Origin of the sequence: Streptomyces sp. NPDC002896 (assembly GCF_040295225.1) — a bacterium.
Taxonomy (GTDB): domain Bacteria; phylum Actinomycetota; class Actinomycetes; order Streptomycetales; family Streptomycetaceae; genus Streptomyces.
Window position 1 is genome coordinate 439,582 of the sequence record NZ_JBEOVA010000005.1, and the last position, 22,715, is coordinate 462,296.

At 71.4% G+C, this 22,715-nt stretch carries 22 protein-coding genes; 11 read left to right on the plus strand and 11 right to left on the minus strand.

Features of this window, described 5'->3' with window-relative positions; all coding sequences use genetic code 11:
* Window positions 1–66 precede the first annotated feature (66 nt).
* The 4 genes from tilS to folE all read left to right on the plus strand — a co-directional run bounded on the left by tilS (window position 67) and on the right by folE (window position 4,715).
* Window positions 67–1,098 carry a tRNA lysidine(34) synthetase TilS gene (gene tilS / locus ABT009_RS11435; protein ID WP_351292045.1) on the plus strand — a complete coding sequence of 344 codons (1,032 nt, stop codon included), beginning with the start codon at window positions 67–69 and terminating at the stop codon, window positions 1,096–1,098.
* A 64-nt stretch (window positions 1,099–1,162) separates the two neighbouring features.
* Window positions 1,163–1,726, plus strand: a complete 564-nt coding sequence (gene hpt / locus ABT009_RS11440) for a hypoxanthine phosphoribosyltransferase (protein ID WP_351292047.1) — start codon at window positions 1,163–1,165, stop codon at window positions 1,724–1,726.
* A gap of 213 nt (window positions 1,727–1,939) precedes the next feature.
* A complete protein-coding gene (ftsH, locus tag ABT009_RS11445) occupies window positions 1,940–3,985 on the plus strand; it encodes an ATP-dependent zinc metalloprotease FtsH (RefSeq protein WP_351292204.1) in 2,046 nt (681 codons plus the stop codon).
* 124 nt (window positions 3,986–4,109) lie between these two features.
* On the plus strand, window positions 4,110–4,715 hold the full coding sequence (gene folE, locus ABT009_RS11450) for a GTP cyclohydrolase I FolE (RefSeq protein WP_351292049.1): 606 nt from the start codon (window positions 4,110–4,112) through the stop codon (window positions 4,713–4,715).
* Window positions 4,716–4,740: 25 nt separating this feature from the next.
* Here the strand turns inward: folE and ABT009_RS11455 are convergent, their stop codons facing one another.
* The 6 genes from ABT009_RS11455 to ABT009_RS11480 all read right to left on the minus strand — a co-directional run bounded on the left by ABT009_RS11455 (window position 4,741) and on the right by ABT009_RS11480 (window position 10,099).
* Window positions 4,741–5,229, minus strand: a complete 489-nt coding sequence (locus tag ABT009_RS11455) for a DUF3180 domain-containing protein (RefSeq protein ID WP_351292051.1) — start codon at window positions 5,227–5,229, stop codon at window positions 4,741–4,743.
* A gap of 70 nt (window positions 5,230–5,299) precedes the next feature.
* Window positions 5,300–5,911 carry a 2-amino-4-hydroxy-6-hydroxymethyldihydropteridine diphosphokinase gene (gene folK / locus ABT009_RS11460; protein WP_351292053.1) on the minus strand — a complete coding sequence of 204 codons (612 nt, stop codon included), beginning with the start codon at window positions 5,909–5,911 and terminating at the stop codon, window positions 5,300–5,302.
* A complete protein-coding gene (gene folB / locus ABT009_RS11465; protein WP_067282949.1) occupies window positions 5,908–6,267 on the minus strand; it encodes a dihydroneopterin aldolase in 360 nt (119 codons plus the stop codon). The genes folK and folB overlap by 4 nt, the downstream gene beginning before the upstream one ends.
* Window positions 6,268–6,614: 347 nt before the next feature.
* The gene (locus ABT009_RS11470; RefSeq protein ID WP_351292056.1) at window positions 6,615–7,178 is read right to left on the minus strand and encodes a nuclear transport factor 2 family protein; all 564 of its coding nucleotides are present in this window, start codon (window positions 7,176–7,178) and stop codon (window positions 6,615–6,617) included.
* Entirely contained in the window at window positions 7,175–8,035 is an 861-nt protein-coding gene (gene folP / locus ABT009_RS11475; RefSeq protein WP_351292058.1) for a dihydropteroate synthase, read from the minus strand. The genes ABT009_RS11470 and folP overlap by 4 nt, the downstream gene beginning before the upstream one ends.
* A 138-nt stretch (window positions 8,036–8,173) precedes the next feature.
* Window positions 8,174–10,099, minus strand: a complete 1,926-nt coding sequence (locus tag ABT009_RS11480) for a phosphatidylglycerol lysyltransferase domain-containing protein (protein WP_351292060.1) — start codon at window positions 10,097–10,099, stop codon at window positions 8,174–8,176.
* 207 nt (window positions 10,100–10,306) lie between these two features.
* Here ABT009_RS11480 and ABT009_RS11485 point away from each other — a divergent pair, with 207 nt between their 5' ends.
* The 3 genes from ABT009_RS11485 to ABT009_RS11495 all read left to right on the plus strand — a co-directional run bounded on the left by ABT009_RS11485 (window position 10,307) and on the right by ABT009_RS11495 (window position 13,197).
* The gene (locus ABT009_RS11485; RefSeq protein ID WP_351292062.1) at window positions 10,307–11,428 is read left to right on the plus strand and encodes an alpha/beta hydrolase; all 1,122 of its coding nucleotides are present in this window, start codon (window positions 10,307–10,309) and stop codon (window positions 11,426–11,428) included.
* A 75-nt stretch (window positions 11,429–11,503) separates the two neighbouring features.
* The gene (locus ABT009_RS11490; protein WP_351292064.1) at window positions 11,504–11,641 is read left to right on the plus strand and encodes a hypothetical protein; all 138 of its coding nucleotides are present in this window, start codon (window positions 11,504–11,506) and stop codon (window positions 11,639–11,641) included.
* Window positions 11,642–11,955: 314 nt separating this feature from the next.
* Complete coding sequence (locus ABT009_RS11495; protein WP_351292066.1) at window positions 11,956–13,197, plus strand: hypothetical protein; 1,242 nt, start codon at window positions 11,956–11,958, stop codon at window positions 13,195–13,197.
* A gap of 157 nt (window positions 13,198–13,354) precedes the next feature.
* Here ABT009_RS11495 and ABT009_RS11500 read toward each other — a convergent pair whose 3' ends face one another.
* Window positions 13,355–14,638, minus strand: coding sequence for a PH domain-containing protein (locus tag ABT009_RS11500; RefSeq protein WP_351292206.1), 1,284 nt, complete (start codon window positions 14,636–14,638; stop codon window positions 13,355–13,357).
* Window positions 14,639–14,844: 206 nt separating this feature from the next.
* Complete coding sequence (locus ABT009_RS11505; protein WP_351292068.1) at window positions 14,845–15,408, minus strand: PH domain-containing protein; 564 nt, start codon at window positions 15,406–15,408, stop codon at window positions 14,845–14,847.
* 31 nt (window positions 15,409–15,439) lie between these two features.
* Here ABT009_RS11505 and ABT009_RS11510 point away from each other — a divergent pair, with 31 nt between their 5' ends.
* On the plus strand, window positions 15,440–16,591 hold the full coding sequence (locus tag ABT009_RS11510) for an NADH-quinone oxidoreductase subunit D (RefSeq protein WP_351292070.1): 1,152 nt from the start codon (window positions 15,440–15,442) through the stop codon (window positions 16,589–16,591).
* A 64-nt stretch (window positions 16,592–16,655) separates the two neighbouring features.
* Here ABT009_RS11510 and ABT009_RS11515 read toward each other — a convergent pair whose 3' ends face one another.
* Window positions 16,656–17,681 (minus strand): SAM-dependent methyltransferase, encoded by a 1,026-nt coding sequence (locus ABT009_RS11515; RefSeq protein WP_351292072.1) that lies wholly within the window; start codon window positions 17,679–17,681, stop codon window positions 16,656–16,658.
* Between the two features lie 118 nt (window positions 17,682–17,799).
* Between ABT009_RS11515 and ABT009_RS11520 the strand changes: the two genes are divergently transcribed.
* Window positions 17,800–19,005, plus strand: a complete 1,206-nt coding sequence (locus ABT009_RS11520; protein ID WP_351292074.1) for a sensor histidine kinase — start codon at window positions 17,800–17,802, stop codon at window positions 19,003–19,005.
* Between the two features lie 115 nt (window positions 19,006–19,120).
* Entirely contained in the window at window positions 19,121–19,804 is a 684-nt protein-coding gene (locus ABT009_RS11525; RefSeq protein ID WP_351292076.1) for a response regulator, read from the plus strand.
* A gap of 24 nt (window positions 19,805–19,828) precedes the next feature.
* On the opposite strand, the gene ABT009_RS11530 is transcribed toward ABT009_RS11525, so the two are convergent.
* On the minus strand, window positions 19,829–20,947 hold the full coding sequence (locus ABT009_RS11530; RefSeq protein WP_351292078.1) for a DUF5937 family protein: 1,119 nt from the start codon (window positions 20,945–20,947) through the stop codon (window positions 19,829–19,831).
* A gap of 317 nt (window positions 20,948–21,264) precedes the next feature.
* Here ABT009_RS11530 and ABT009_RS11535 point away from each other — a divergent pair, with 317 nt between their 5' ends.
* On the plus strand, window positions 21,265–21,486 hold the full coding sequence (locus tag ABT009_RS11535; protein ID WP_351292080.1) for a hypothetical protein: 222 nt from the start codon (window positions 21,265–21,267) through the stop codon (window positions 21,484–21,486).
* Between the two features lie 65 nt (window positions 21,487–21,551).
* Here the strand turns inward: ABT009_RS11535 and ABT009_RS11540 are convergent, their stop codons facing one another.
* On the minus strand, window positions 21,552–22,706 hold the full coding sequence (locus tag ABT009_RS11540; protein WP_351292082.1) for a threonine aldolase family protein: 1,155 nt from the start codon (window positions 22,704–22,706) through the stop codon (window positions 21,552–21,554).
* Between the last annotated feature and the right edge of the window lie 9 nt (window positions 22,707–22,715).

Sequence of the window (22,715 nt, forward strand, 5' to 3'; positions counted from 1 at the left end):
GCAGCCACTCGGTGACCGAGTGACAGATTCCGAGGCACACTCCCGAACTCCCGAAGGGAACCGGACATGGGTCCCCATCCTGCGGTCGCGGCGATACGCCTGGCGGTCCGCCGCGTCCTCCACGACGTCCTCATCGACCTCAGCGACCAACGCACTCCCGAGGCCCGCACCGAGCGCGCGCCAGGGCATGCGCTTGTGCTCGTGGCCTGCTCCGGCGGCGCCGACTCCATGGCGCTCGCCTCCGCCCTCGCCTTCGAAGCCCCCAAACTCGGCATCCGCGCCGGTGGCATCACCGTCGACCACGGTCTGCAGCCCGGCTCGGACCTCCGCGCTGCCGAAGTCGTCGCGCGGCTCACCGCCCTCGGCCTGGACCCCGTCGACTCCGTCGGCGTGTCGGTCGGCCGCGACGGCGGTCCCGAGGCTGCCGCCCGAGAGGCCCGGTACGCCGCGCTGGACGCCGCCGCAGAGCGCCACGGCGCCGCGGCGATCCTGCTCGGCCACACACGCGATGATCAAGCCGAAACCGTCCTCCTGGGCCTCGCCCGCGGCTCCGGCATCCGCTCCCTGTCCGGGATGGCCGCGGTCTCGGGGGCCGCCGGCCGTTACCGCCGCCCCTTCCTGCACCTCGACCGGCAGACCGCCCGCAAGGCCTGCCTGGTCCAGTCGCTGCCCGTCTGGGACGACCCGCACAACACCGACCCCGCGTACACGCGCTCGCGCCTGCGCCACGAAGGCCTGCCCGCCCTGGAGAAGGCGCTCGGCAAGGGCGTCGTGGAGGCCCTCGCCCGTACGGCCCAGCTCTCCCGCGACGACGCCGACGCCCTGGACGCCTGGGCCGCCGAGGCCGAGGCCTCCGTGCGCGACGCCGCCGGGCTGCTCGAGTGCGCCAAGCTCTACGCGCTGCCGCCCGCCGTACGCCGCCGCGTCCTGCGCCGCGCCGCCATCGCCGCGGGCTCCCCGGCCGGTTCGCTGTTCGCCCGCCACATCGAAGAAGTCGACCGGCTGATCACCGGCTGGCGCGGTCAGGGCGCCATCAATCTCCCCGGCCGGGTCGTCGCCCAGCGGCAGGGTGGCAGACTGGTGATTCGGCAAGGCTGACGAAGAGCCCCGGTCCGCCTGGTACGGCAGACGGCCGGGACGTCGGTTCGAACGACCGAAAGTGATGCGGGTGGACGCGAAAGACATGGGTGCGGACCTCAAGTCGGTGCTCATCACCAAGGAAGAGATCGACGCGAAGCTGGCAGAGCTGGCCGCGAAGATCGACGCGGAGTACGCGGGCAAGGACCTGCTGATCGTCGGTGTGCTCAAGGGCGCCGTGATGGTCATGGCCGACCTGGCCCGTGCGCTGTCCACCCCCGTCACCATGGACTGGATGGCCGTGTCGTCATACGGCGCGGGCACCCAGTCGTCCGGAGTCGTGCGGATCCTCAAGGACCTCGACACCGACATCAAGGGCAAGCACGTCCTCATCGTCGAGGACATCATCGACTCGGGGCTGACGCTGTCCTGGCTCATCTCCAACCTCGGCTCGCGCGAGCCGGCGTCGCTGAAGGTGTGCACGCTGCTGCGCAAGCCGGAGGCGGCGAAGGTCGCGATCGACGTCGAGTGGGTCGGCTTCGACATCCCCAACGAGTTCGTCATCGGGTACGGCCTGGACTACGCCGAGAAGTACCGCAACCTCCCGTTCGTCGGTACGCTCGCGCCCCACGTCTACGGCGGTGCCTGAGCGTTCTCGGGGTTCCTGAGCCGGTGGTCCGGGTGTGCCCGGGCCCACAGGACATTCGGGAACCACTGGGCGTTTCCCGCCGTTGGACGATGCGAGGGCGGTATCACCGGTCTTCCCCGCAGCGTCGGGTGACGATCCTGAGGTACCGTCCGAAGAACAGTCTTTATCAAACTCACTATGGCAGGAGGGACGGGGCGGCACCGCTCCGTATGGATGGACGTGAAGCGATACTTCCGTGGGCCGGTCATGTGGATCGTGCTGGCCGTCCTTGCCGTGGTCGTGTTGATGCAGGTCGTCGGCTCGTCCGGCGGCTACAAGACAGTGGACACCGGCCAGGTCGTCCAGGCCATCAACGACAACCGGGTGAAGCAGGCCAAGCTGACCACCGGTGACGAGCAGACCATCAAGGTCGAGCTCAAGGATGGCCAGAAGGTAGAGAACAGCAGCAAGATCCAGGCGAGCTACATCGGCGACCAGGGCGTCGACCTCGCCAAGGACCTGCAGGCCAAGTTCGAGGACAAGCAGATCCCCGACGGCTACACCGTCGCGCCGTCGAAGCAGAACCCGTTCCTCGGGATTCTGCTCTCGCTGCTGCCCTTCGTCCTCATCGTGGTCGTCTTCCTGTTCCTGATGAACCAGATGCAGGGCGGCGGCTCCCGGGTCATGAACTTCGGGAAGTCCAAGGCCAAGCTCATCACCAAGGACACCCCGAAGACGACGTTCTCCGACGTGGCGGGCTCGGACGAGGCCGTCGAGGAGCTCCAGGAGATCAAGGAGTTCCTGCAGGAGCCGGCGAAGTTCCAGGCAGTCGGCGCCAAGATCCCCAAGGGCGTGCTGCTGTACGGCCCGCCCGGAACCGGTAAGACGCTGCTCGCGCGCGCCGTCGCCGGTGAGGCCGGGGTCCCGTTCTACTCGATCTCCGGTTCCGACTTCGTCGAGATGTTCGTCGGTGTCGGTGCCTCCCGAGTGCGCGACCTCTTCGAGCAGGCCAAGGCGAACGCCCCGGCGATCGTCTTCGTCGACGAGATCGACGCCGTCGGCCGGCACCGCGGTGCGGGTCTCGGCGGCGGCCACGACGAGCGCGAGCAGACGCTGAACCAGCTGCTCGTCGAGATGGACGGCTTCGACGTGAAGGGCGGCGTCATCCTGATCGCCGCCACCAACCGGCCCGACATCCTCGACCCGGCGCTGCTGCGCCCGGGCCGCTTCGACCGGCAGATCGCCGTCGACCGCCCGGACATGCAGGGCCGTCTGGAGATCCTCAAGGTCCACCAGAAGGGCAAGCCGGTCGCCCCGGACGTCGACCTGTCGGCCGTCGCACGGCGTACGCCGGGCTTCACGGGCGCAGACCTGTCGAACGTGCTGAACGAAGCGGCGCTGCTCACCGCGCGCAGCGACAGGAAGCTGATCGACAACTCGATGCTGGACGAGGCGATCGACCGCGTCGTGGCGGGCCCGCAGAAGCGGACCCGGATCATGTCGGACAAGGAGAAGAAGATCACCGCGTACCACGAGGGCGGTCACGCCCTGGTCGCGGCGGCCTCACCGAACTCCGACCCGGTCCACAAGATCACGATCCTGTCCCGCGGCCGCGCACTGGGCTACACGATGGTCCTGCCGGACGAGGACAAGTACTCGACCACGCGCAACGAGATGCTCGATCAGCTTGCGTACATGCTGGGCGGGCGCGCGGCCGAGGAACTGGTCTTCCACGACCCGACCACGGGTGCGGCCAACGACATCGAGAAGGCGACCGCGACCGCGCGGGCCATGGTCACGCAGTACGGCATGACCGAGCGGCTCGGCGCGATCAAGTTCGGCGGCGACAACACCGAGCCGTTCCTGGGCCGCGAGATGTCGCACCCGCGGGACTACTCGGAAGAGGTCGCGGCGCTGGTCGACGAAGAGGTCAAGAAGCTCATCGAGAACGCGCACAACGAGGCCTGGGAGATCCTCGTCGAGAACCGCGACGTCCTCGACAACCTGGTTCTGGCGCTCCTTGAGAAGGAGACGCTGAACAAGGAGCAGATTGCCGAGATCTTCGCCCCCATCGTCAAGCGCCCGACCCGCCCCGCGTGGACCGGCTCCTCGCGGCGTACGCCCTCGACCCGTCCGCCGGTGCTCTCCCCGAAGGAGCTGTCGCTGACGAACGGTGCCAACGGCTCCACGCCCGCGGTGACGGCAGGCGCGGCCACGGAGGCGGCTCCCGTGTCGTCCACCGAGATCGCTTCGGCCCCGGAGGACCGCACCGACAGCTGATCATCGCGGTGGTCACGCAGGTCACAGCTGTACCGGAATGGATGCCGCGCCCCCCATGGTTCTAGCCTTGGGGGGCGCGGCATTGCCGTATGCCCGTACGCGACACCACAGGAACGAGGCACACATGACCGACCCCGTGACGCTGGACGGCGAGGGCGCCATCGGTGAGTTCGACGAGAAGCGCGCCGAGAACGCCGTACGGGAACTGCTGATCGCGGTCGGCGAGGACCCGGACCGGGAGGGCCTGCGCGACACGCCGGGACGCGTGGCACGGGCGTACAAGGAGATATTCGCCGGCCTGTGGCAGAAGCCCGAGGACGTCCTGACGACGACGTTCGACCTGGGGCATGACGAGATGGTCCTGGTGAAGGACATCGAGGTGCTCAGCTCCTGTGAGCACCATCTCGTCCCGTTCGTGGGGTTCGCTCACATCGGGTACATCCCGTCCACCGACGGCAAGATCACCGGGCTGTCGAAGCTGGCCCGGCTCGTGGACGTCTTCGCCCGCCGCCCGCAGGTGCAGGAGCGCCTGACCACGCAGATCGCCGACTCCCTGATGGACATCCTGGAGCCGCGCGGGGCGATCGTGGTGATCGAGTGCGAGCACATGTGCATGACCATGCGGGGTGTGCGGAAGCCCGGCGCCAAGACCATCACCTCGGCGGTCCGCGGCCAGCTGCGGGATCCGGCCACGCGCGCCGAGGCGATGAGCCTGATCATGGCGAAGTAAGGGCGCCCGGTTCCCCGGTGGCGGGTTACGTCGTCGGGGTCGCGCCCTGACCGGGGGTGTCCTCGTCCTCCGGGAGTTTGCACACGCGCTCCATGAAGAACGCGGCCGCGATCACGGCGATACCGGCGAGGACCGAGAAGCCCGCGTAGAGCGCCTGGTCGCGGCGGGCCGGGACGTCGAGGGACTCCAGCAGGAAGACGCCCGTTCCGCCGTACATCCCCGAGACGAGGGCCGCTACGAGCGCGCTGGCCTGGCCGAAGACGACGGCGCGGGCCGCCATCAGCGGGTCGACGCCCTTGGCGCCGGGGCGGCGCTCGCGCTGGGCGCGGAGCCGGTTGCGGATGGAGAGCGCCGTCGCCACCAGGACGACGGCGATCAGCGCCAGCACGATGGGCGCGGCCAGCGGAACCCGCGGCAGGGTGCCGACCGAGTCCCACAGCCGGGCTCCCGCCCAGGACAGCACCCCCGCCACCACGAAGAGGCCGGCCAGCACCCTGATGCGCAGCTGTTTCACGTCGTCCCTTCGTCGCCGCCGCCGGGCTTCGCCGCCCTCGGTGAAAGCATGGTCCGGTAGACCCTAACGACTATTCGGGCAGCCGGAGTTCCAGGTCGGCGCGCGGCGTGACACCCGCCCGGGTGACGCCGGCCAGCAGCTGTGCGACGGGGCCGCGGCCGGGCAGCTGGGCCTCCGGCTCGACGTCGTGCCACGGCGCGAGGACGAAGGCGCGCTCGTGGGCGCGCGGGTGGGGGAGCGTCAGCACCGGATCCTCGGAGACCACGTCGGCGTAGGCGACGATGTCCACGTCGATCGTGCGCGGGCCCCAGCGCTCGTCCCGTACGCGGTTGAAGGCCTCCTCGATCGCGTGTGCGCGCTCCAGGAGCGAGGAGGGCGGGAGGGTGGTCTTCACGACGACCACGGCGTTGAAGTACGCGGGCTGGCTGCCCGGCTCGACGCCCCAGGGCTCGGTCTCGTAGACGGGGGAGACGGCCTTGACGCGCATGCCCGGCGTGTCCTCCAGGGCGTCGATGGCGCCCTGCAGGGTCTCCAGGCGGTTGCCGAGGTTCGACCCCAGGGAGATCACGGCCTGTTTCGGGTTGCTCAGGGTCGTGTCGGCGGCGTCCACCTTCTCCACCACGGAGACGGGAACAGGCTGCACGGTCGGGTCGCTCTGCCCCCAGCTGACAAACGAAGTCATACTCGGCTCCGGGTGATCGTGACGGTCACGTCGTCGAAGGGCACGGTGATCGGGGCGTCCGGCTTGTGGACGCACACCTCGACCTCCTGGACCCCGTCGTGCTTCAGGCAGGTGCCCGCGATGCGCTCGGCCAGCGTCTCGATGAGATCGACCGGCTCGCCCTCGACGACGGCCACGACCTCCTCCGCCACGATGCCGTAGTGCACGGTCTTCGCCAGGTCGTCGTCGGCGGCGGCAGGCCGGGTGTCCAGCCCGAGCACCAGGTCCACGATGAAGACCTGGCCCTCCTCGCGCTCCTTAGGGAATACGCCGTGGTACCCGCGGGCCTTGAGGCCGCGCAGCGCGACACGATCCACGCGAATCACTCCTGCTCTCGTCGGACGGTTTTCATCTGGCGGATGGCGGACACGACCTGTCCCCGGGCCGGGACGAGCGGCCCCAGGAGCCATCCTGGCCACCTGAAGGACGCCCCGGACGACCGGGACGCCCATGGCCCGATCCGCCTCATCCGAGAGCGGTCGGCACACCAGCCACGGTCGAATCTACCCGTGAGCACCGACAGTCCCAGCGCGCGGACGGTGGGGACAGGCTGGTACAAGGGCCTTCCGGGCGGTTGGAGGCGCCCCCGACCGGGCTGGTAGCCGTCCATACCCCGGCCGACGTGATTCCAACCACTCCTCGTCCCTGCCTGGCCCCTACCCACTCAGGCGGAGGTCTCGTCGTCCTCGTCCCCGTCGGTTTCGGCCAGTACGGGCGAGGCGTGGTGGGACCAGAGTTTCCAGCCGTCGGATGTGCGGCGGAACACGTTCGTGGTGACCACGAGCTGGCCGACGAGCGGGCCGGGTTCGGGGCCGCCGTCCGGGGCGGGGGCGCCGCTGAGGATGTTCTCCGTACAGCTCACCAGCGCGGTGTCCCCGCTGACGGACACGTGCACATCCGTCAGGAAGAACTGGATGTACTCGGTGTTCGCCATGATCAGCGCGTACGACCTCAGGACCTCGCCGCGGCCCGTCAGCACCGGCCAGCCGGGATGCACGCAGGAGATCTCGGGGTGTGCGGACACCACGGCGTCCGCCATATCCGCGTGATCCGTGATCTCCGTGTCGTCGAGTGCGTCTGCCGTGACAGCGGGACCCGCTCCGTCCTCGGTGTCCGAGGCCGTCAGCCACAGGGCGGACAGCTCCTCGAAGTCGCCGCGCTCCATCGCCTCGTAGAAGGCGGTGTTGGCGCGTTCGACCTGCTCGACGTCGGTACGGGGGCCGGTCACCGGGCTCCTTCTACGGCCCGGGCGACGCGGACCGCGTCCGCGGTGGCCCGGACCTCGTGGACGCGCACCGCCCACGCGCCCTGGTGGGCGGCGATGGCCGAGACCGCGGCGGTGGCGGCGTCCCGCTCCCGGGCGGGCGGCGGGGCGCCGTCGGGGTCGGCCAGTACCTGGCCGAGGAACCGCTTGCGGGACGCGGCGACCAGCAGCGGATAGCCGAGCGCGCGCAGGCGGTCCAGGTGCGCGAGGAGCGCCAGATCGTGCTCGGTCCCCTTCGAGAAGCCCAGGCCCGGGTCGACGACGATGCGGTCCGGGGCGATGCCGCCCCCGATGGCGGCCTCCACGCGCGCGTGGAGCTCCGATACGACTTCGGAGACCACGTCGTCGTACGTGCCGGGGATGTTCCCGCCCTCCAGGAGCCCGCGCCAGTGCATGACCACGAAGGGGGCGCCGGCGTCGGCGACGACGGGGACCATCGCGGGGTCCGCGAGGCCGCCGCTGACGTCGTTGACGAGCGCGGCGCCGGCTGCAAGGGACTGCTCGGCCACGGAGGCGCGCATCGTGTCGACGGAGACCGTGACGCCCTCGGAGGCCAGGCCGCGGACGACGGGGATGACGCGGCGCAGCTCCTCCTCGGCGTCGACGCGGGTCGCGCCGGGGCGGGTGGACTCGCCGCCGACGTCGATGAGGTCCGCGCCCTGGGCGACGAGGTCGAGGCCGTGCTTGACGGCGGCCGTCGTGTCGAACCAGCGGCCGCCGTCCGAGAAGGAGTCGGGGGTCACATTGACGACGCCCATGACCGCGCAGCGGTCCCATGTGGGCAGACCGGTCACCTGGCCGCGGCTACGCAACGTACTCATGGCTTCCAGCCTAGGCCCGGGGGAGGTGTGCTGTGGTCCCCCACCTTTGCGCCTGCGGCGCGGCTTTCCGCCTGGGGCGGGGGCTTTCGGCGGCTCCGGGGCCGGTTCCCGCCCACTTGCTCTTTTTGCCCGCTTCTCCTAATGGGCCGCCCCCACCTTCTGCCCCCTCTCCACCGTCGCCGCCCCGTGCACGCACTGCCGCCGTGCCTGCGCGCCGATCCGTGAGAGCCGGGCCAGCCTCGGTGTCACGAAGCCCTCCGCCTGCAGCGCGGCGAAGCCGATGCGCGGCAGGTCGCGGGTGTTGCGGAACACCACGAACCTCGGCTCCCAGCGCGGCTGGAACTTCTCGTTGAACTTGTACAGCGATTCGATCTGGAACCAGCGCGAGAGGAAGACCAGCAGGCCGCGCCAGGCGCGCAGCACCGGGCCCGCGCCGAGCTTCTCGCCGCGTGAGAGGGCCGAGCGGAACATGGCGAAGTTCAGGGACATGCGCTCGATGCCGAACTTCGGGGCGGCCTGCAGCGCCGCCACGATGAGCAGTTCGTTCATTCCGGGGTCCGCGGCGCGGTCGCGGCGCATGAGGTCGAGCGAGACGCCGTCCACACCCCAGGGGACGAAGTGGAGTACGGCCTTGAGGTCGCCGTACGGCCCCGGCACGGCGTCGTCCCGCCCGTCTCCCGCCACCGCCCTGCCCGAGGCGCTTCGCGCCGCCCCTTCGACTCTGTGCGCCGTCGCGATCAGGCAGTCGCCGTCGGCCGCGTCGCCGAGGCGTCCGAGCGCCATGGAGAACCCGCGTTCGGTGTCGGTGCCGCGCCAGTCGTCGACGGCGCGCCGGACCCGGTCCAGCTCCTGTTCGCCGAGGTCACCGACGCGTCGTACGCGGGTCTCGTAACCGGCCCGCTCGATCCGCCTGACCATCTGGCGGACATTGCGCATCGCGCGCCCGGAGAGGGAGAAATCCGCGACGTCCACCACGGCCTCGTCGCCCAGTTCGAGCGCGTCCAGGCCGGTTTCGCGGGCCCACACCTCGCCACCGGTCTCGGAGCAGCCCATCACGGCGGGCGTCCAGGAGTGGATCTTGGCCTCGTCCATGAAGCGTTCGATCGCGCCCGGCCAGGCCTCGACGTCGCCGATCGGGTCGCCGCTGGCGAGCATGACGCCGGACACGACGCGGTAGCAGACGGCTGCCTTGCCACTGGGCGAGAAGACGACGCCCTTGTCGCGGCGGAGCGCGAAATGGCCGAGCGAGTCGCGGCCGCCGTGCCGGGCGAGCAGGTCGCGCAGCCGCGCCTCGTCGTCCGAGGTGAGCCGCGCGACCGGGTGTTCCGGGCGGAGCGCCAGGTAGATGGTGGTGATCGCGGTGATGAGGCCGAGGGCGCCGAGCGAGTACGCGACAGTCCATGACGTGGGCCCGGTGTAGTCGACGGGGCCTTCGAAGCCGAACAGCCCGTACAGGACGTGCTCGAGACGGGCCGCGAGGCTCGGGTTGCCGACCGTCTCGCCCGGGTGGACGCTGACGATGACCAGGCCGAGCCCGAGCGAACCGGCGCCCATGAGGACGAAGTTGGCGAGCGCGAGCCAGCGGCTGCGCGGGTCGGGCAGCGCCGCGAACTCGTCCCGGTGGCGCAGCAGCAGCGCCAGCAGCACGAGCGAGATCAGCACGCCCACCAGCGAGTGCCGATACAGGAACTGCGCCAGGGCGCCGGCCGGCAGCAGCCCCACGGCGGCCCGCCAGGCGCGCCGCTTGTGGCGCCGCAGTCCGTGGGCGAGGAGCAGCAGCAGGATGCCCGCGCTGAGCGAGAGTGCGGCGGCGAACGGGCCGAGCGCGCCGGGCAGCACCTCTGCAATGGCGTGCATCCGGCTGTGCCGGAAGCGCGGGAAGACGCCGGCCGCGACATCCACAAGGCCGACGAACGCACAGGCCCGGGCGACGATGGCAGGGACGGTGTCGGCGCGGGGGCCGCGCAGTATGCGTCGGGGTCCGGTGCGTCGGAGCCTGCCCGTGTCTCCGGGCGCCGAGTTTCCGCCGATCGTGCCGCCGTGCACGGTGCCGTCAGGGGTCATGCCCGATATTTCCCTATCTATCCTGAGCGGGCATCGTATCCCGTAGCCCTGCCAGCACCCTGAATCCGGACGACTCCGGGGACGTGAGGCCCGGAGCCAACCCGTGCCCGCGACGGTGCGTCCTCTATGACGGTGCATCGAGGGGACGAGTTCACCCACGGAAGGACAACAGGCGCTAAAGCAACGGCAAAGGTATGTAGGCACTCCATGGGACTTACGAGCGACAACGTGATGGCGCTGTCGGTACTGCTGGTGGTGGCGCTGTTCGGCGGCACCGTCTGGTGGTGGCCGCGACTGGCGAGACGCACCTGGCGGGCCGTCACGGGGCGTGTCGCGCTGCTGCTGGCCACACAGCTCGCGATCTTCGTCTCGGTCGGGCTCGCGGCCAACCGGGCGGGCGAGTTCTACGCGTCCTGGGCCGATCTTTTCGGCAGGGAGCAGGGTCAGGGGGTGGTCGTCGACCACACCGCTGCCGGTGTCGGCCCGGTCCGTGTGCTCGGCACACGGCGCGTGAACGTGCCCGGCGGCTCCCGGCCCGCCGTCGGCGGCCAGATCCAGAAGATCCGCATCGTGGGCGGCGAGTCGCACATCGCCGCTCCCGCGTACGTCTATCTGCCGCCCGAGTACTTCCAGCCGCGGTACCAGGACCGCAGGTTCCCCGCCGCCGTCGTCCTCACCGGCTACCCGGGCACCGCCGAGTCGCTCATCAAGAGCCTGCGCTATCCGCGGACGGCACACGAGCAGGCCGAGGACGGCCGGATGCGGCCGATGATCCTGGTGATGCTGCGGCCGACCGTGGCGCCTCCGCGGGACACCGAGTGCGTGGACGTGCCCGGCGGCCCGCACACCGAGACGTTCTTCGCCGATGACCTGCCGAACGCCGTCTCGGGGCACTACCGGGTCGGCAGGAAGCCCGGCGGCTGGGGCATCATCGGCGACTCCACGGGCGGCTACTGCGCGCTGAAGATCGCCATGCACCACCCCGACGTGTACGCCGCCGGGGCGGGCCTGTCCGCGCACTACCGGGCGCCGCTCGACGTCACCACGGGTGATCTCTTCAAGGGCGACGAGGGGTTGAAGAAGCGCGCCGACCTGATGTGGTGCCTCGACCACATGCCTGCACCCCGTACGTCCCTGCTGGTCACCACGAGCAGACAGGGAGAGGCCAACTACGCGGCCACCATGAGGTTCATCGACAAGGCGAGGTCGAGGCCGCCGACGCGGATCTCGTCGATCACCCTCGGAACAGGCGGCCACAACCTCAACACCTGGCGGCGTGAGATCCCGCCTGCGCTGGGGTGGCTGAGCGGACGGCTCGACGCGGACTGAGCAGGTTTCCGGACTCGGCTGCGACCGCTGAACCCGGGACGTGATCCTCCCGTTGACGATATCTGTGAGCGGGAGTTGGAGAAGGGTGCCGGCGACGTCGTCGTCGAATACGCCGCGATACTCCAGGAATTCCTCAACGCGTTCGCCGTGACCCGCGAATTCGGGAAGAAGCACGGCCTCGGGACGCTTTCGATCCGGGGAAGTCGGGTCTGAAGGTCAAGATCGCGGCCGGGGTGAATGCGAGATGCTGCCGTTCCCCGCCGGTGGTCAACGCGAAGGGTGCGGGTGGATGCGGATGGCTGCGGGTGCTGTGGGCGCTGCTGGTGGCTGCGGGTGGCAAGGAGAAAACCGGCGTACTGGGGGAGTTGACCGAAACACTCACCACGGCCGATATCCGGAGTCGACGGGGGTGATCAAGAGGTGATCATGAGCTGATCGAGAAGGGGGCGTGCAACGGGCGCCGTCGGCGACCAGGATTTTGCCTGCCGGGGCACCATCATTCGCCTACGCGCGGTAAGTTTCTGGCCATGCCACGTGGACGTCACCGCCATTCACCACCCCTGCACAGGCTGCTGCCACCCTCGACCATCGCGGGCGCCTCGCTCGTATGCGCCGCCGGCGCCTGGCTGTTCACGGAGCCCGTGGTGCTCCGCGGGCTGGCCGGGGCTGCCGCGGCGGTGGCCGTCCTGGGTTCGGTCGTCATGCGCCGCTGGGACCGGCTGGCGGGCAAACGTGTCGCGGAGCTGACCCGAGCGCGCAAGAGCGACGAGTGGCGTTACGAGGAGCGGACGGCCGAGCTCGAGTCCGACCTCGACGAGTCGCGCGAGCTGCGCATCAAGCTGGAGCACAAGCTGCGGGCGAAGCGCGCCGAACTGGCTGCGCTGCGCACGGAGCACGCGGCGCTGCTGCGGCGATACGCGAACGCGGAGACCGAGCGGGCCTCCGCGCTTGAGGGGCGGCGGCTGCTCGCCATAGAGGCGGCGACCCCGGCACGGGCGTTGCCGCCGGCGGACGGGCCCAGGGGAGCCGGCCTGGAGCCCGTCTCCGCGGCCCTTGCTCCTACGGTCCCCGCTCCTGCCGTCCCCGCTCCTGCCGTCCCCGCTCCTGCCGTCCCCGCTCTTACGGAGCCTGCGTCCCGTGAGTCCGCGTCCAACGAGTCCCCGTCCAACCACTCCGCCGACGCCGGGCCTGAGTCCACCGGGAGCGTCGCCGCGGCTTCCCGCCCTGAGGCTCCGAGCCCGGACCTCTTCCTGCGGGCCAACTCCGCGCTGGACCGCCTTGCGCGGGGCGGCAGGTCGGCGAACGCGGCGCCGGCGGAGCATGCGGCATCGGCGGAGCACGCGGCCGTGACCGAGTCCGCCTCCGCGGGGGAGAGTGCCTCCGCCGGGGAGGGCGGGTCACAGGGGAAGCCCATGGCGGCCGTCGAGCACACGCGGGCGGCCGCCACGCCCAAGGGCCACTATCTGGTGCCGACGGCAGCGGCGGTCGTACCGCCCGCGCCGGTGCGGCGCCGAGAGGTCGAGGGAAGCTTCGACTTCTTCGGTACCACCAAGAGCGCGGCACCGGCCGCACTCGAAGCGGTGCAGAACCAGGACCTGGCGGACGTCGTCGGCGAGGAGGCCCTCGCTCTCCACAAGGCGGAGGCCGAGGCCGACTTCAAGCCGGCGGCGGACACCGAACGGGCCGTCGGCCAGGTCATCGACCTGACCGAGCACGACGAGACGGAACAGATCGACGTGGCGGACCTGAGGTCGGCTCTGCAGGCCTGACGGCGGGCAGATGGCAGGCGGCGGGCGGCACTCGGCGGGCGGGCCGGCCGACGCGGCGCCGGCTCCGTAGGTCCGGCCCTCATGCCCGGCCCGCAAACCCGGCCCTCATGCCCGGCCCTCATGCCCGGCCCTCATGCCTTGCCCGCAAACCCGGCCCTCAGGCCATCCACCGGTCCGGGCGGGCCTCTCGGCGGCCCGTCCTTGAGCGGTCCGCCTGGGCGTGGAGGAGGCCCGCGGCCTCGGCGGCATCGCGGAGGCCGGCGGTCACCGTCTTGTTGGCGCCGGTGTCCACGTGGACGTCGGCCAGCGACCTGGCGCGCTGCCAGGGCCCCTGAGCAAGCCGTACGCTCTGCACCTTCGCGTGCGGCACCAGCGACAGGCTGCGGCGCAGCAGCCCGTGGCGCGAGGCGAACACCGCGTCCGTGACCGCGAGACCGTAACCGCGCCACCAGAACGGGGTGCACCATCGTGCCCGGCTCGGCGGCCGGGACAGCGCGTCCGGCACCGTCACACCCGGCAGGATCCGCGAGATGACCCTCTCGGCGACCTCCCGCGGAGCCACCGGCACCAGTACGGAGTTGGACGAACCGGCCACGTCCAGCTCGACGCGGACCCAGCCGCGCCGCCGCCACAGCAGCGGTTCGATGATGCGGACGGTCTGCACGCGTCCCGGCGGCACCGTCTCGTGCGTACGGTCGAGCAGCCCGTGGTCGATACGGAGCCCGTCCGGGGATTCGGCGACCGTCCAGTCGTACTCGCCTATGAACCGGCCCGCGCTGTTGGTCCCGGCCGCGCCCAGCAGCGGCAGCGCGGTGGCCAGCACCGTCCACAGGTTGTGGGTGGCCATCCAGAGCAGCGGCGGTACGACGAGCGCGGCCGCCAGCATCGCCCAGGGCGCGCCGGTGAGCAGCAGCGACACCGCGAGCATCCGCGGCGGCACGTGCACCAGCCGCTGTGCCGGGGCCTCGCCGACGTGCTGTGCGGTCTCGGGCGCGAACCCGGCGGCGCGGGCGAGCAGTTCGGCCCGGAGGACGCGGGCCTCCTTCTCGCCGAGATAGGCGAGTTCGTCTTTCTTGTCCGTTCCTATGACGTCGAGTCTGAGCTTCGCCACGCCTGCGAGGCGGGCCAGCAGGGGCTGGGTGACGTCCACGGCCTGGAGCCGGTCGAGGCGGATGTGGGCGGTACGGCGGAACAGCAGGCCGGTGCGGATGCGCAGTTCCGTGCCTGTGACGGCGAAGTGGGTGTACCACCAGGTCAGAAAGCCGTAGAGGGCGGCGACCGGGATCAGTACGGCCAGGCCGAGCAGCAGCGTGAACGTCGTCAGCTCGGTCAGCCGCCGCTGCGCCTGGTCCGGATCGTGTACCGCCCACCCGGCGATGACGGCGATCGGCGCCCAGGCACGCCGCAGCGGCGTGACGGGATGCAACCGCCGCTCGACCACACCGCCGGCAGTGCCCGCGCCTGCGCCCTTGCCGCCAGTGCTTGCGCCCGTGCCTGCGTCCTCGCCCGTGCTTGCGCCTGCGCCCGCGCCCGCATCCACCTCTGCGTCCGCGTCCCCGCGCGCGCCAGGGCCTTCCCCCGCGCCCCCGTCGTTCAAAGGCGCGCCACCACTCAAGGGCCCCTCACCACTCGAAGGCCCCCCGCCGTTCACAGGCCGGCCGATCTTGCTTCGCCCAGTTCCGTGAGGCGGTCGCGCAGGCGTTCCGCCTCCGGTGGGAGCAGGCCGGGGATGCGTGCGTCGGAGGCCGCGGCCGCCGTGTGCAGCTGCACGCTTGCGAGGCCGAAGCGGCGTTCGACCGGGCCTGATGTGACCTCGACCAGCTGCATCCTGCCGTAAGGCACGATCGTCTCCTCCCGCCACAACACGCCCCGGCTGATCAGCAGGTCGTCCGCGCGCTCCGCGTACCGCCACGAGCGCCAGTTGCGTCCCAGCATCGACCAGGCCCACAGCAGCAGCGCGAACGGCAGCAGCGCGAAGGCCGCCCAGCCGGGTCCGGCGAGCAGTCCCGGCAGCAGCCCCGCCGCCACTGTCAGCGGCACCAGCCACACCACGAGCAACAGCCGGCGCATCCGCAGCAGCCCCGACGGCAGCCCCGTCCACTCGGGCTCCGCCCCGGCCTTCACCGTCCCCGCGGCCTGCGGGCCCCCAGCCCCCGCTCCGGCCGCACTACCCGCTTCGGCCCCGGCGTCTGCCCCACTCCCCGTCTCCATGCAGCAAGCGTACGTACGAGAGACTGTTCCCATGACTCCTACGACGGAGACCACGATCGGCATCGGCGGCGCCGCCGAGAGCACCGACATGGTGCTCAACATCGGGCCCCAGCACCCGTCCACGCACGGCGTGCTGCGGCTGCGGCTCGTCCTGGACGGCGAGCGGATCCAGCATGCGGAGCCGGTCATCGGCTATATGCACCGCGGTGCCGAGAAGCTGTTCGAGGCGCGTGACTACCGGCAGATCGTGATGCTGGCCAACCGCCACGACTGGCTCTCCGCGTTCTCGAACGAGCTCGGCGTCGTGCTCGCCGTCGAGCGGATGCTCGGCATGGAGGTGCCCGAGCGCGCGGTGTGGATGCGCACGCTGCTCGCCGAGCTGAACCGCGTACTCAACCACCTCATGTTCCTCGGGTCGTACCCCCTCGAACTGGGCGGTATCACCCCGGTCTTCTACGCGTTCCGGGAGCGCGAGGAGCTCCAGGCCGTGATGGAGGAGATCTCCGGCGGCCGGATGCACTACATGTTCAACCGGGTCGGCGGCCTGAAGGAGGACCTGCCCGCCGGCTGGCTCGGCCGTGCCCGGCACGCCGTCGCCGACGTCCGCTCCCGCATGGACGTGTACGACCGGCTGGTCATCGGCAACGAGATCTTCCGCGGCCGCACCCGCGGCGTCGGCGTCCTCACGCCGGAGACGGTCCACGCGTACGGCGTGAGCGGCCCCATCGCCCGCGCGTCCGGTGTCGACTTCGACCTGCGCCGGGACGAGCCCTACCTCGCGTACGGAGAGCTCCAGGACACGCTCCACGTGGTCACGCGCCAGGAGGGCGACTGCCTGGCCCGCTTCGAGTGCCTGCTGGAGCAGACGCACAACTCGCTCGACCTCGCCGACGCCTGCCTCGACCGCATGGCCGAGCTGCCCCCGGGCCCCATCAACCAGCGCCTGCCGAAGGTCCTGAAGGCACCGGAGGGGCACACGTACGCCTGGACCGAGAACCCCCTCGGGATCAACGGCTACTACCTGGTCAGCAAGGGCGAGAAGACCCCGTACCGGCTGAAGCTCCGCTCCGCCTCGTACAACAACATCCAGGCGCTCACCGAGCTGCTGCCGGGCACGCTGGTCGCGGACATGGTGGCGATCCTGGGGTCGCTGTTCTTCGTCGTCGGGGACATCGACAAGTAGGCCGGGACCATCGGCAAGCAGGCCGGGGCCATCGGCAAGCAGCCCGGCCTCGTCTGCGAGCGCCTCACCGGCCGGTATGCACGTCCCCGGCCGGTACGTCGAGCAGGTCCCCCGGTACGCCGACGGGCTGCAGGAGCCAGCCGAAGTCGCCGAGCCCGCCGGGCGCGGTGAGCTCGGCGGCCGCTCCCGCGTCCGCGAGGGCGCGCACGTACGCCGCAGGATCCGACGAGGCCAGGGACAGCGGCGGCCGCGCCCCCGTCACGCCCAGCGCCTGGAGGGCGGCGCGCTGGGTGACGATCCGGGCGCCCGGCAACGCGCACGCGTCCAGCGCGACATGCGCCGTGATGTCGCAGGAGCCGTCAGGCACCGGCGTCGTCTCCCGGCCCTCGCGGAAACCGGTCAGTGTGCCGAAGGGCGGCCGAGCGTCCCTGACGTGGCCGTAGTCGACGGCGACGGCGAGCCCGCGGGCGAGCGTGCCGACGGCTGCGGCCCAGGCGTCGTCCCGGGGGTGGCCGATCTCCGCGCGCAGGCCGGGTTCCGGCGTCAGGGGCCACCACCGCGCGAGCCACTCCGCGTCGCGGCCGCCGATCGGAGCCCCAAGCGTCTCGGTGCCGTCCTCGCGTACGAGGACCAGCCGCGGGACACCCGCGGGGTCCGTCTCGGCGACGTCCAGTGGAACATTGTCGAGCCACTCGTTGGCGAACAGCAGCCCCGTCACATTCCGGGGCGGTTCGGCCAGCCACTCGATCCGGTGGTCGAGCCCGGCCGGCCTGGGCACGGCCAGTTCCACCGCGTACGCGCGCGTGCGGGCCGCCACGTCGGCGGGCAGCGCCGCGAGGACCCCCGCCACGAGCTCACCGCGGCCCGCGCCCATGTCGACGAAGGCGAGCTCCGCGGGGTGCCCCAGCGCCTCGTCGACCCGGCACAGCAGCCGTGCCACCGCCGCGGCGAACAGCGGCGACGCATGCACTGACGTGCGGAAATGGCCTGCGGGACCCTCCGGCCCGCGATAGAAGCCAGCCGGCCCGTACAGCGCCTCCGCTGCGGCCTTTCGCCAGCCGTGCCCGTCCTCGTACTGCGCATCCGTCACGGCGTCAGGCTATGCGCAGGGGTCACAAGCACCTCCACCTTGGGGAGTACAAGGCCGGGGTGCGGATCGAACCTCCGGTTGACTCCTGCACACTGCACGCTTCCCTACGCTGGGTGACGTGCAGCGCGTCTACGACTTCTTCCGCAGGCACCCGACATGGGTCGACGGCTTCTGGGCCGTCGTCATCCTCGGGATCGCCGGCGTGCACTTCGTGGGCGGGCTGGGTTCCCCGCAGGAGGAGGACCCGCCCCTCGCGTCCGTACCGATCGCGCTGGTCCTCTGCCTCGTCGTCGCCCTGCGCCGCCGTATGCCCGAGAAGATGCTGCTGGTCGCCGCCGCGGCGGGCGTGGCCCAGCTGGTGCTCGACGTCAAGGTGATGCCCGCCGACTTCGCGATGCTGGTGGCGATCTACACCGTGGCCGTGGTCGGTGAGCGCTGGGCGTCCCGCCTGGCGCTGGTCGGCGGCCTGTGCGCGGCGCCGCTGGCCCAGCTGCGCTGGCCGGCGGAGAACGTCAGCGATGCGGGGCAGGTGCTGGTCACGGTCTTCCAGACCGTGCCGTTCGCGCTCGCCTGGGTGCTCGGCGACTCCCTCCGCACCCGCCGCGCCTATCTCGCCCAGCTCGAGGAGCGCGCCGCCCGGCTGGAGAGGGAGCGCGAGGCGCAGGCCAAGGTCGCGGTCGCGGCCGAACGGGCCCGTATCGCCCGCGAGCTGCACGACGTCGTCGCGCACAACGTGTCGGTCATGGTGGTGCAGGCGGACGGCGCGGCGTATGTGATGGACACCGCCCCTGACCAGGCAAGGAATGCGCTGGAGACGATCTCCGGCACCGGGCGGCAGGCGCTCGCGGAGATGCGGCGGCTGCTCGGCGTGCTGCGCACGGGGGAGCACGAGGAGAGTGGCGAGTACGTTCCGCAGCCCGATGTGGAGCAGATAGACGAGCTCATCGAGCAGGTACGCACCGCGGGCCTGCCGGTCGACTTCAAGGTCGAGGGCACCCCGCGCCCGCTGCCCAGCGGCGTGGAGCTCACCGCGTACCGCATCGTGCAGGAGGCGCTGACCAACACCCGCAAGCATGGCGGCCCGAACGCCGGGGCGAGCGTGCGGCTCGTCTACTTCGACGACGGCCTCGGGCTGCTCGTCGAGGACGACGGCAAGGGCGCACCGCACGAGCTGTGCGAGGAAGGGGGCGCCGACGGCAAGGGGCACGGCCTGATCGGCATGCGCGAACGCATCGGCATGGTCGGCGGCACGCTGGACGCCGGGCCGCGGCCCGGGGGAGGCTTCCGCATCAGCGCACTGCTGCCGCTCAAGCCCGCCAACTGACACGTTTCTCAGGTCTTCAAGGCCCGGTCCTACGTCTTTTACTCGCTTTCGTCTTTCGCTCTCTAACGTCTTTTGATGTCCACCGTCCTCCGAGGTCCACGAAGGGACTCGCCTCATGCCGCCGATCCGCGTGATGCTCGTCGACGACCAGGTGCTCCTGCGCACCGGCTTCCGCATGGTGCTCGCCGCCCAGCCGGACATGGAGGTCGTCGCGGAGGCGGGCGACGGCGTCGAGGCGCTGCAGGTGCTGCGGTCCACCGCGGTCGACGTGGTGCTGATGGACGTACGCATGCCGAAGCTGGACGGAGTGGAGACCACCCGCCGTGTCTGTGGGGACGGGCAGCGCGATGGCGCGCCGAAGGTGCTCATCCTGACCACCTTCGACCTCGACGAGTACGCCTTCTCGGCGCTGAAGGCGGGTGCCTCCGGATTCATGCTCAAGGACGTGCCGCCCGGCGAGCTGCTGGCCGCGATACGTGCCGTGCACAGCGGCGACGCCGTCGTCGCGCCGTCCACGACCCGGCGGCTGCTCGACCGCTTCGCGCCGATGCTGCCGACCGCCGGCAAGGAGCCGCGCCACAAGGAGCTGGAGCGGCTGACGGACCGCGAGCGCGAGGTGATGGTGCTGGTCGCGCAGGGCATGTCGAACGGCGAGATCGCGGCGCGGCTCGTCCTGTCGGAGGCGACCGTGAAGACGCACGTCGGCCGCATCCTCACCAAGCTCGGGCTGCGCGACCGGGTACAGGTGGTCGTCCTCGCATACGAGACGGGGCTTGTCCGGGCCGGAGGAGGGGCCTGACTCAGGTCGCGGTATGGCGACGGGTCAGCGGAGGATGCCCTCCAGGAAGTCGCTGCCCAGCCGGGCCACCACGGTCACGTCCAGCTGGTACAGGACGTAACGGCCACGGCGGCGGGTGGTGATCAGGCCCGCCTTCTTCAGCACGGCCAGGTGGCGGGAGACCTCCGGCGCGCTCAGGTCGTTCGCAACGGCCAGCTCGCCCGTCGTGTACGGTGCGCGGGCTATGTTGCGGCACAGGCGCAGACGTATGGGGTGGGAGAGGGCTTCGAGGCGCAGCTTCAACGTCTCCACCGAGGCGGGGCTGGGCAGTTCGGGCGAGGCCACCGGGTAGTGGACGACGGGCCGCCAGCCGGGGGCGTGCAGCACCAGCAGATGGGGCCAGCCGAAGTGCGACGGCACGAAGGTGACGCCCGCGCCGACCGCCGGGTCCACGGCTGTCGTCCTGCCCAGCGCCAGCTTGTCGACCTCGATCCGGCGTGCGTCCTCGCTCAGGCTCAGCGCGGGAGATACGGCGGTCAGCGCGTCGGGGAGGCCCTTGTGGCGCAGGATCTCGGTCTTGTGCCGGGCGTCGGCGGCCAGCTGGATGCCGACGCGCCGCCAGGTGTCGGCGAAGAACGCCTCGTCGCAGTCCTCCAGCAGGCGACGCACCCAGGCCCGCACGGACCTCGGGTCCTTCAGCAGCCGCTCGGCGAAGTCCAGCTGCCGGGGGCCGCGGATGGCGGCCAGCTCCAGTGAGCGGGCGGCGCGCCCGGCGTCCACGAGCGGTGACGGGCCGCCCTCCTGGTACGAGGCGCCGCAGGTGAACTCCAGGGCTGCCAGGACGAACCGCTCGTCGTCCAGCCGGTCCAGGATGTCGAGGTCCTCGGCGAGCGTCGCCCCCGGCCGACCGGGTCCGCCGGCCACGCCCGCGAACGGCATGAAGATGTCGGAGAACGTGTTGCGCCACAGGAAGTCCGCCTCGTGCAGCCGGTCGGCGAGGTCCGGCTTGAGCGAGGCGGTGGTGGCGGTCGCCCACCCGTGCAGCCCCGGGTGATGCCCCGGCTCGGCCAGGGCGTGCAGGGCCACGCCCAGCTCGGCCAGCGGAGACGGGTCGAAGACGATCCGCTCCTGGGGCAGGCCCGAGATGTCGATGCTCACGCTCATGGCCCCATCGTGCACCCCGCCACTGACAACGCGGCCGTCGATTGACGGCCGCCGTCAATCGACGCGACGGCGGCCGCCGGACGCGCGCACTCTCGGATCAGCGGGCGCCCCGGGCGGCCCCTGTTGGGGAGAAGTCCGCGGCGTCCCCGCTTCGGGTCCCGGTCCTGTGTCCGGTCCCGAGCCGGCTGGTCCTGCGCCCGGTTCCGACTCAGGTCCTGTGCCGGGACCTGCTCCTGCCGGTCCCGGTCCCGGTCCAGTTCCCGGTCCAGTTCCGTTCCCGTACGAGTACCCGTCCCCGTCCCGAGAGGCGAGCCGCCATGAACCTGACCCAGCAGTACCTGCTCGACACGTACCGTGCCAGGCAGCGGGGCGAGCCCGGCCCGCCCGCCCCCGGCAGCAAGGACTGGCAGGTCGTGCGCGAGCTGCGTGACTACCGCCGCTTCCGTGCCGTCGTCGCCGAGCGCCGGCCGGCCCGTGGCCGGCTCCGCGCCGCACTGGCCCGCCGGCTGCCCCCGCGGCGCCCCGGCCCTAGCTGCTGACCAGGCACCTGCGGCCCTCGGCCCTAGCTGCTGACCTGGCCTACTGCACCCGCGGCGTTCCGGCCCTAGCTGCTGACTCCGCCGGGCAGCCGCTCGACGAAGTCCGCGACGGCCGCGCGGACGTCGTCCGCCGTCCACTCGAGACCGTCGGCGGTGACCGTGACCTCGGTGACCGACACCCCGGGCGGCCCGCCGCCCTCCCAGAAGCGCCGGAACAGCGCCGTCTTCGTCTCCTCGGCCTGCCGTACCAGCGCGTCGTTCAGGGTCTCGGCGGCGTACGGGAGCCAGACCTGGAACTGGTGCGTGTGCGGCTCCTCGGGGTGGACACGCGCCCACGGAACCCCCGCCTCCACAAACCCCTCGCGCAGTGCCGCGGCGATCACGCGCGCGTGCGCCACGTACTCCGGCAGCCGCGGCAGCTCGCGCTCCAGGCCGATCAAGACGGACAGGGCGGTCGGGAACTGCTGGAAGACCTGGCCGCCGTACCGGTGGCGCCAGGCCTTCGCCTCGTCGATCAGCGTCCGGGGACCGGCCAGCACGGACCCCCCGAGACCGCCGAGCGACTTGTAGAACGACACGTACACGCTGTCCGCGAGCCCGGCTATCTCCTCCAGCGGGCGGCCGAAATGGGTGGGGCACTCCCAGAGGCGCGCCCCGTCGAAGTGCACGACCGCGTCCCGCTCCCGCGCCACCTCGACGACGGCTTCGAGCTCCTCCCACGACGGCAGCACGAAACCGGCCTCCCTGAGCGGCAGTTCGAGCATGAGGGTCCCGAAGGGCTCCTCGAAGTCCCGTACCTCGTCGGCGGTCGGCAGCCGCGGTTCGCTCGTCGGGTGGACGGTGCGCAGGCCGCTGAGCGTTTCGAGGGCGCCGCGCTCGTGCTGCATCGGGTGCGCGAGCGGGTGCAGGGCGACGGTCGGGTTGCCGGTGCGCCCTGCCCAGCAGCGCAGGGCCACCTGCTGCGCCATCGTCCCGGTGGGGAAGAAGGCGCCGGCGTCCTTGCCGAGCAGACCGGCGACGCGGCGCTCGAGTTCCTCGACGACGCCGTTCCCGTAGATGTCGGTGGCCTCTTCGAGGTCGTATACGACAGGAGCCGCGTCCACCAGCTGATCGAGCTGTTCCCGGAGGGTGGTGTCCATCGCCGTGCGAGCGAGAGTCCGCTCGGCGCCCCGCAGCGCGGCGAGCCGCCGCTTGCGCTCCTGCTCTTTGGGATCGGTCATCCACAGATC

Excerpts from the sequence above, each read along its gene's own strand:
- tilS (WP_351292045.1), top strand. The coding sequence starts at position 67 with ATGGGTCCCCATCCTGCGGTCGCGGCGATACGCCTGGCGGTCCGCCGC.
- hpt (WP_351292047.1), top strand. The coding sequence starts at position 1,163 with ATGCGGGTGGACGCGAAAGACATGGGTGCGGACCTCAAGTCGGTGCTC.
- ftsH (WP_351292204.1), top strand. The coding sequence starts at position 1,940 with ATGGACGTGAAGCGATACTTCCGTGGGCCGGTCATGTGGATCGTGCTG.
- folE (WP_351292049.1), top strand. The coding sequence starts at position 4,110 with ATGACCGACCCCGTGACGCTGGACGGCGAGGGCGCCATCGGTGAGTTC.
- folK (WP_351292053.1), bottom strand. The coding sequence starts at position 5,911 with ATGACTTCGTTTGTCAGCTGGGGGCAGAGCGACCCGACCGTGCAGCCT.
- folP (WP_351292058.1), bottom strand. The coding sequence starts at position 8,035 with ATGAGTACGTTGCGTAGCCGCGGCCAGGTGACCGGTCTGCCCACATGG.
- ABT009_RS11480 (WP_351292060.1), bottom strand. The coding sequence starts at position 10,099 with ATGACCCCTGACGGCACCGTGCACGGCGGCACGATCGGCGGAAACTCG.
- ABT009_RS11485 (WP_351292062.1), top strand. The coding sequence starts at position 10,307 with ATGGGACTTACGAGCGACAACGTGATGGCGCTGTCGGTACTGCTGGTG.
- ABT009_RS11495 (WP_351292066.1), top strand. The coding sequence starts at position 11,956 with ATGCCACGTGGACGTCACCGCCATTCACCACCCCTGCACAGGCTGCTG.
- ABT009_RS11505 (WP_351292068.1), bottom strand. The coding sequence starts at position 15,408 with ATGGAGACGGGGAGTGGGGCAGACGCCGGGGCCGAAGCGGGTAGTGCG.
- ABT009_RS11510 (WP_351292070.1), top strand. The coding sequence starts at position 15,440 with ATGACTCCTACGACGGAGACCACGATCGGCATCGGCGGCGCCGCCGAG.
- ABT009_RS11525 (WP_351292076.1), top strand. The coding sequence starts at position 19,121 with ATGCCGCCGATCCGCGTGATGCTCGTCGACGACCAGGTGCTCCTGCGC.
- ABT009_RS11530 (WP_351292078.1), bottom strand. The coding sequence starts at position 20,947 with ATGAGCGTGAGCATCGACATCTCGGGCCTGCCCCAGGAGCGGATCGTC.
- ABT009_RS11535 (WP_351292080.1), top strand. The coding sequence starts at position 21,265 with ATGAACCTGACCCAGCAGTACCTGCTCGACACGTACCGTGCCAGGCAG.
- ABT009_RS11540 (WP_351292082.1), bottom strand. The coding sequence starts at position 22,706 with ATGACCGATCCCAAAGAGCAGGAGCGCAAGCGGCGGCTCGCCGCGCTG.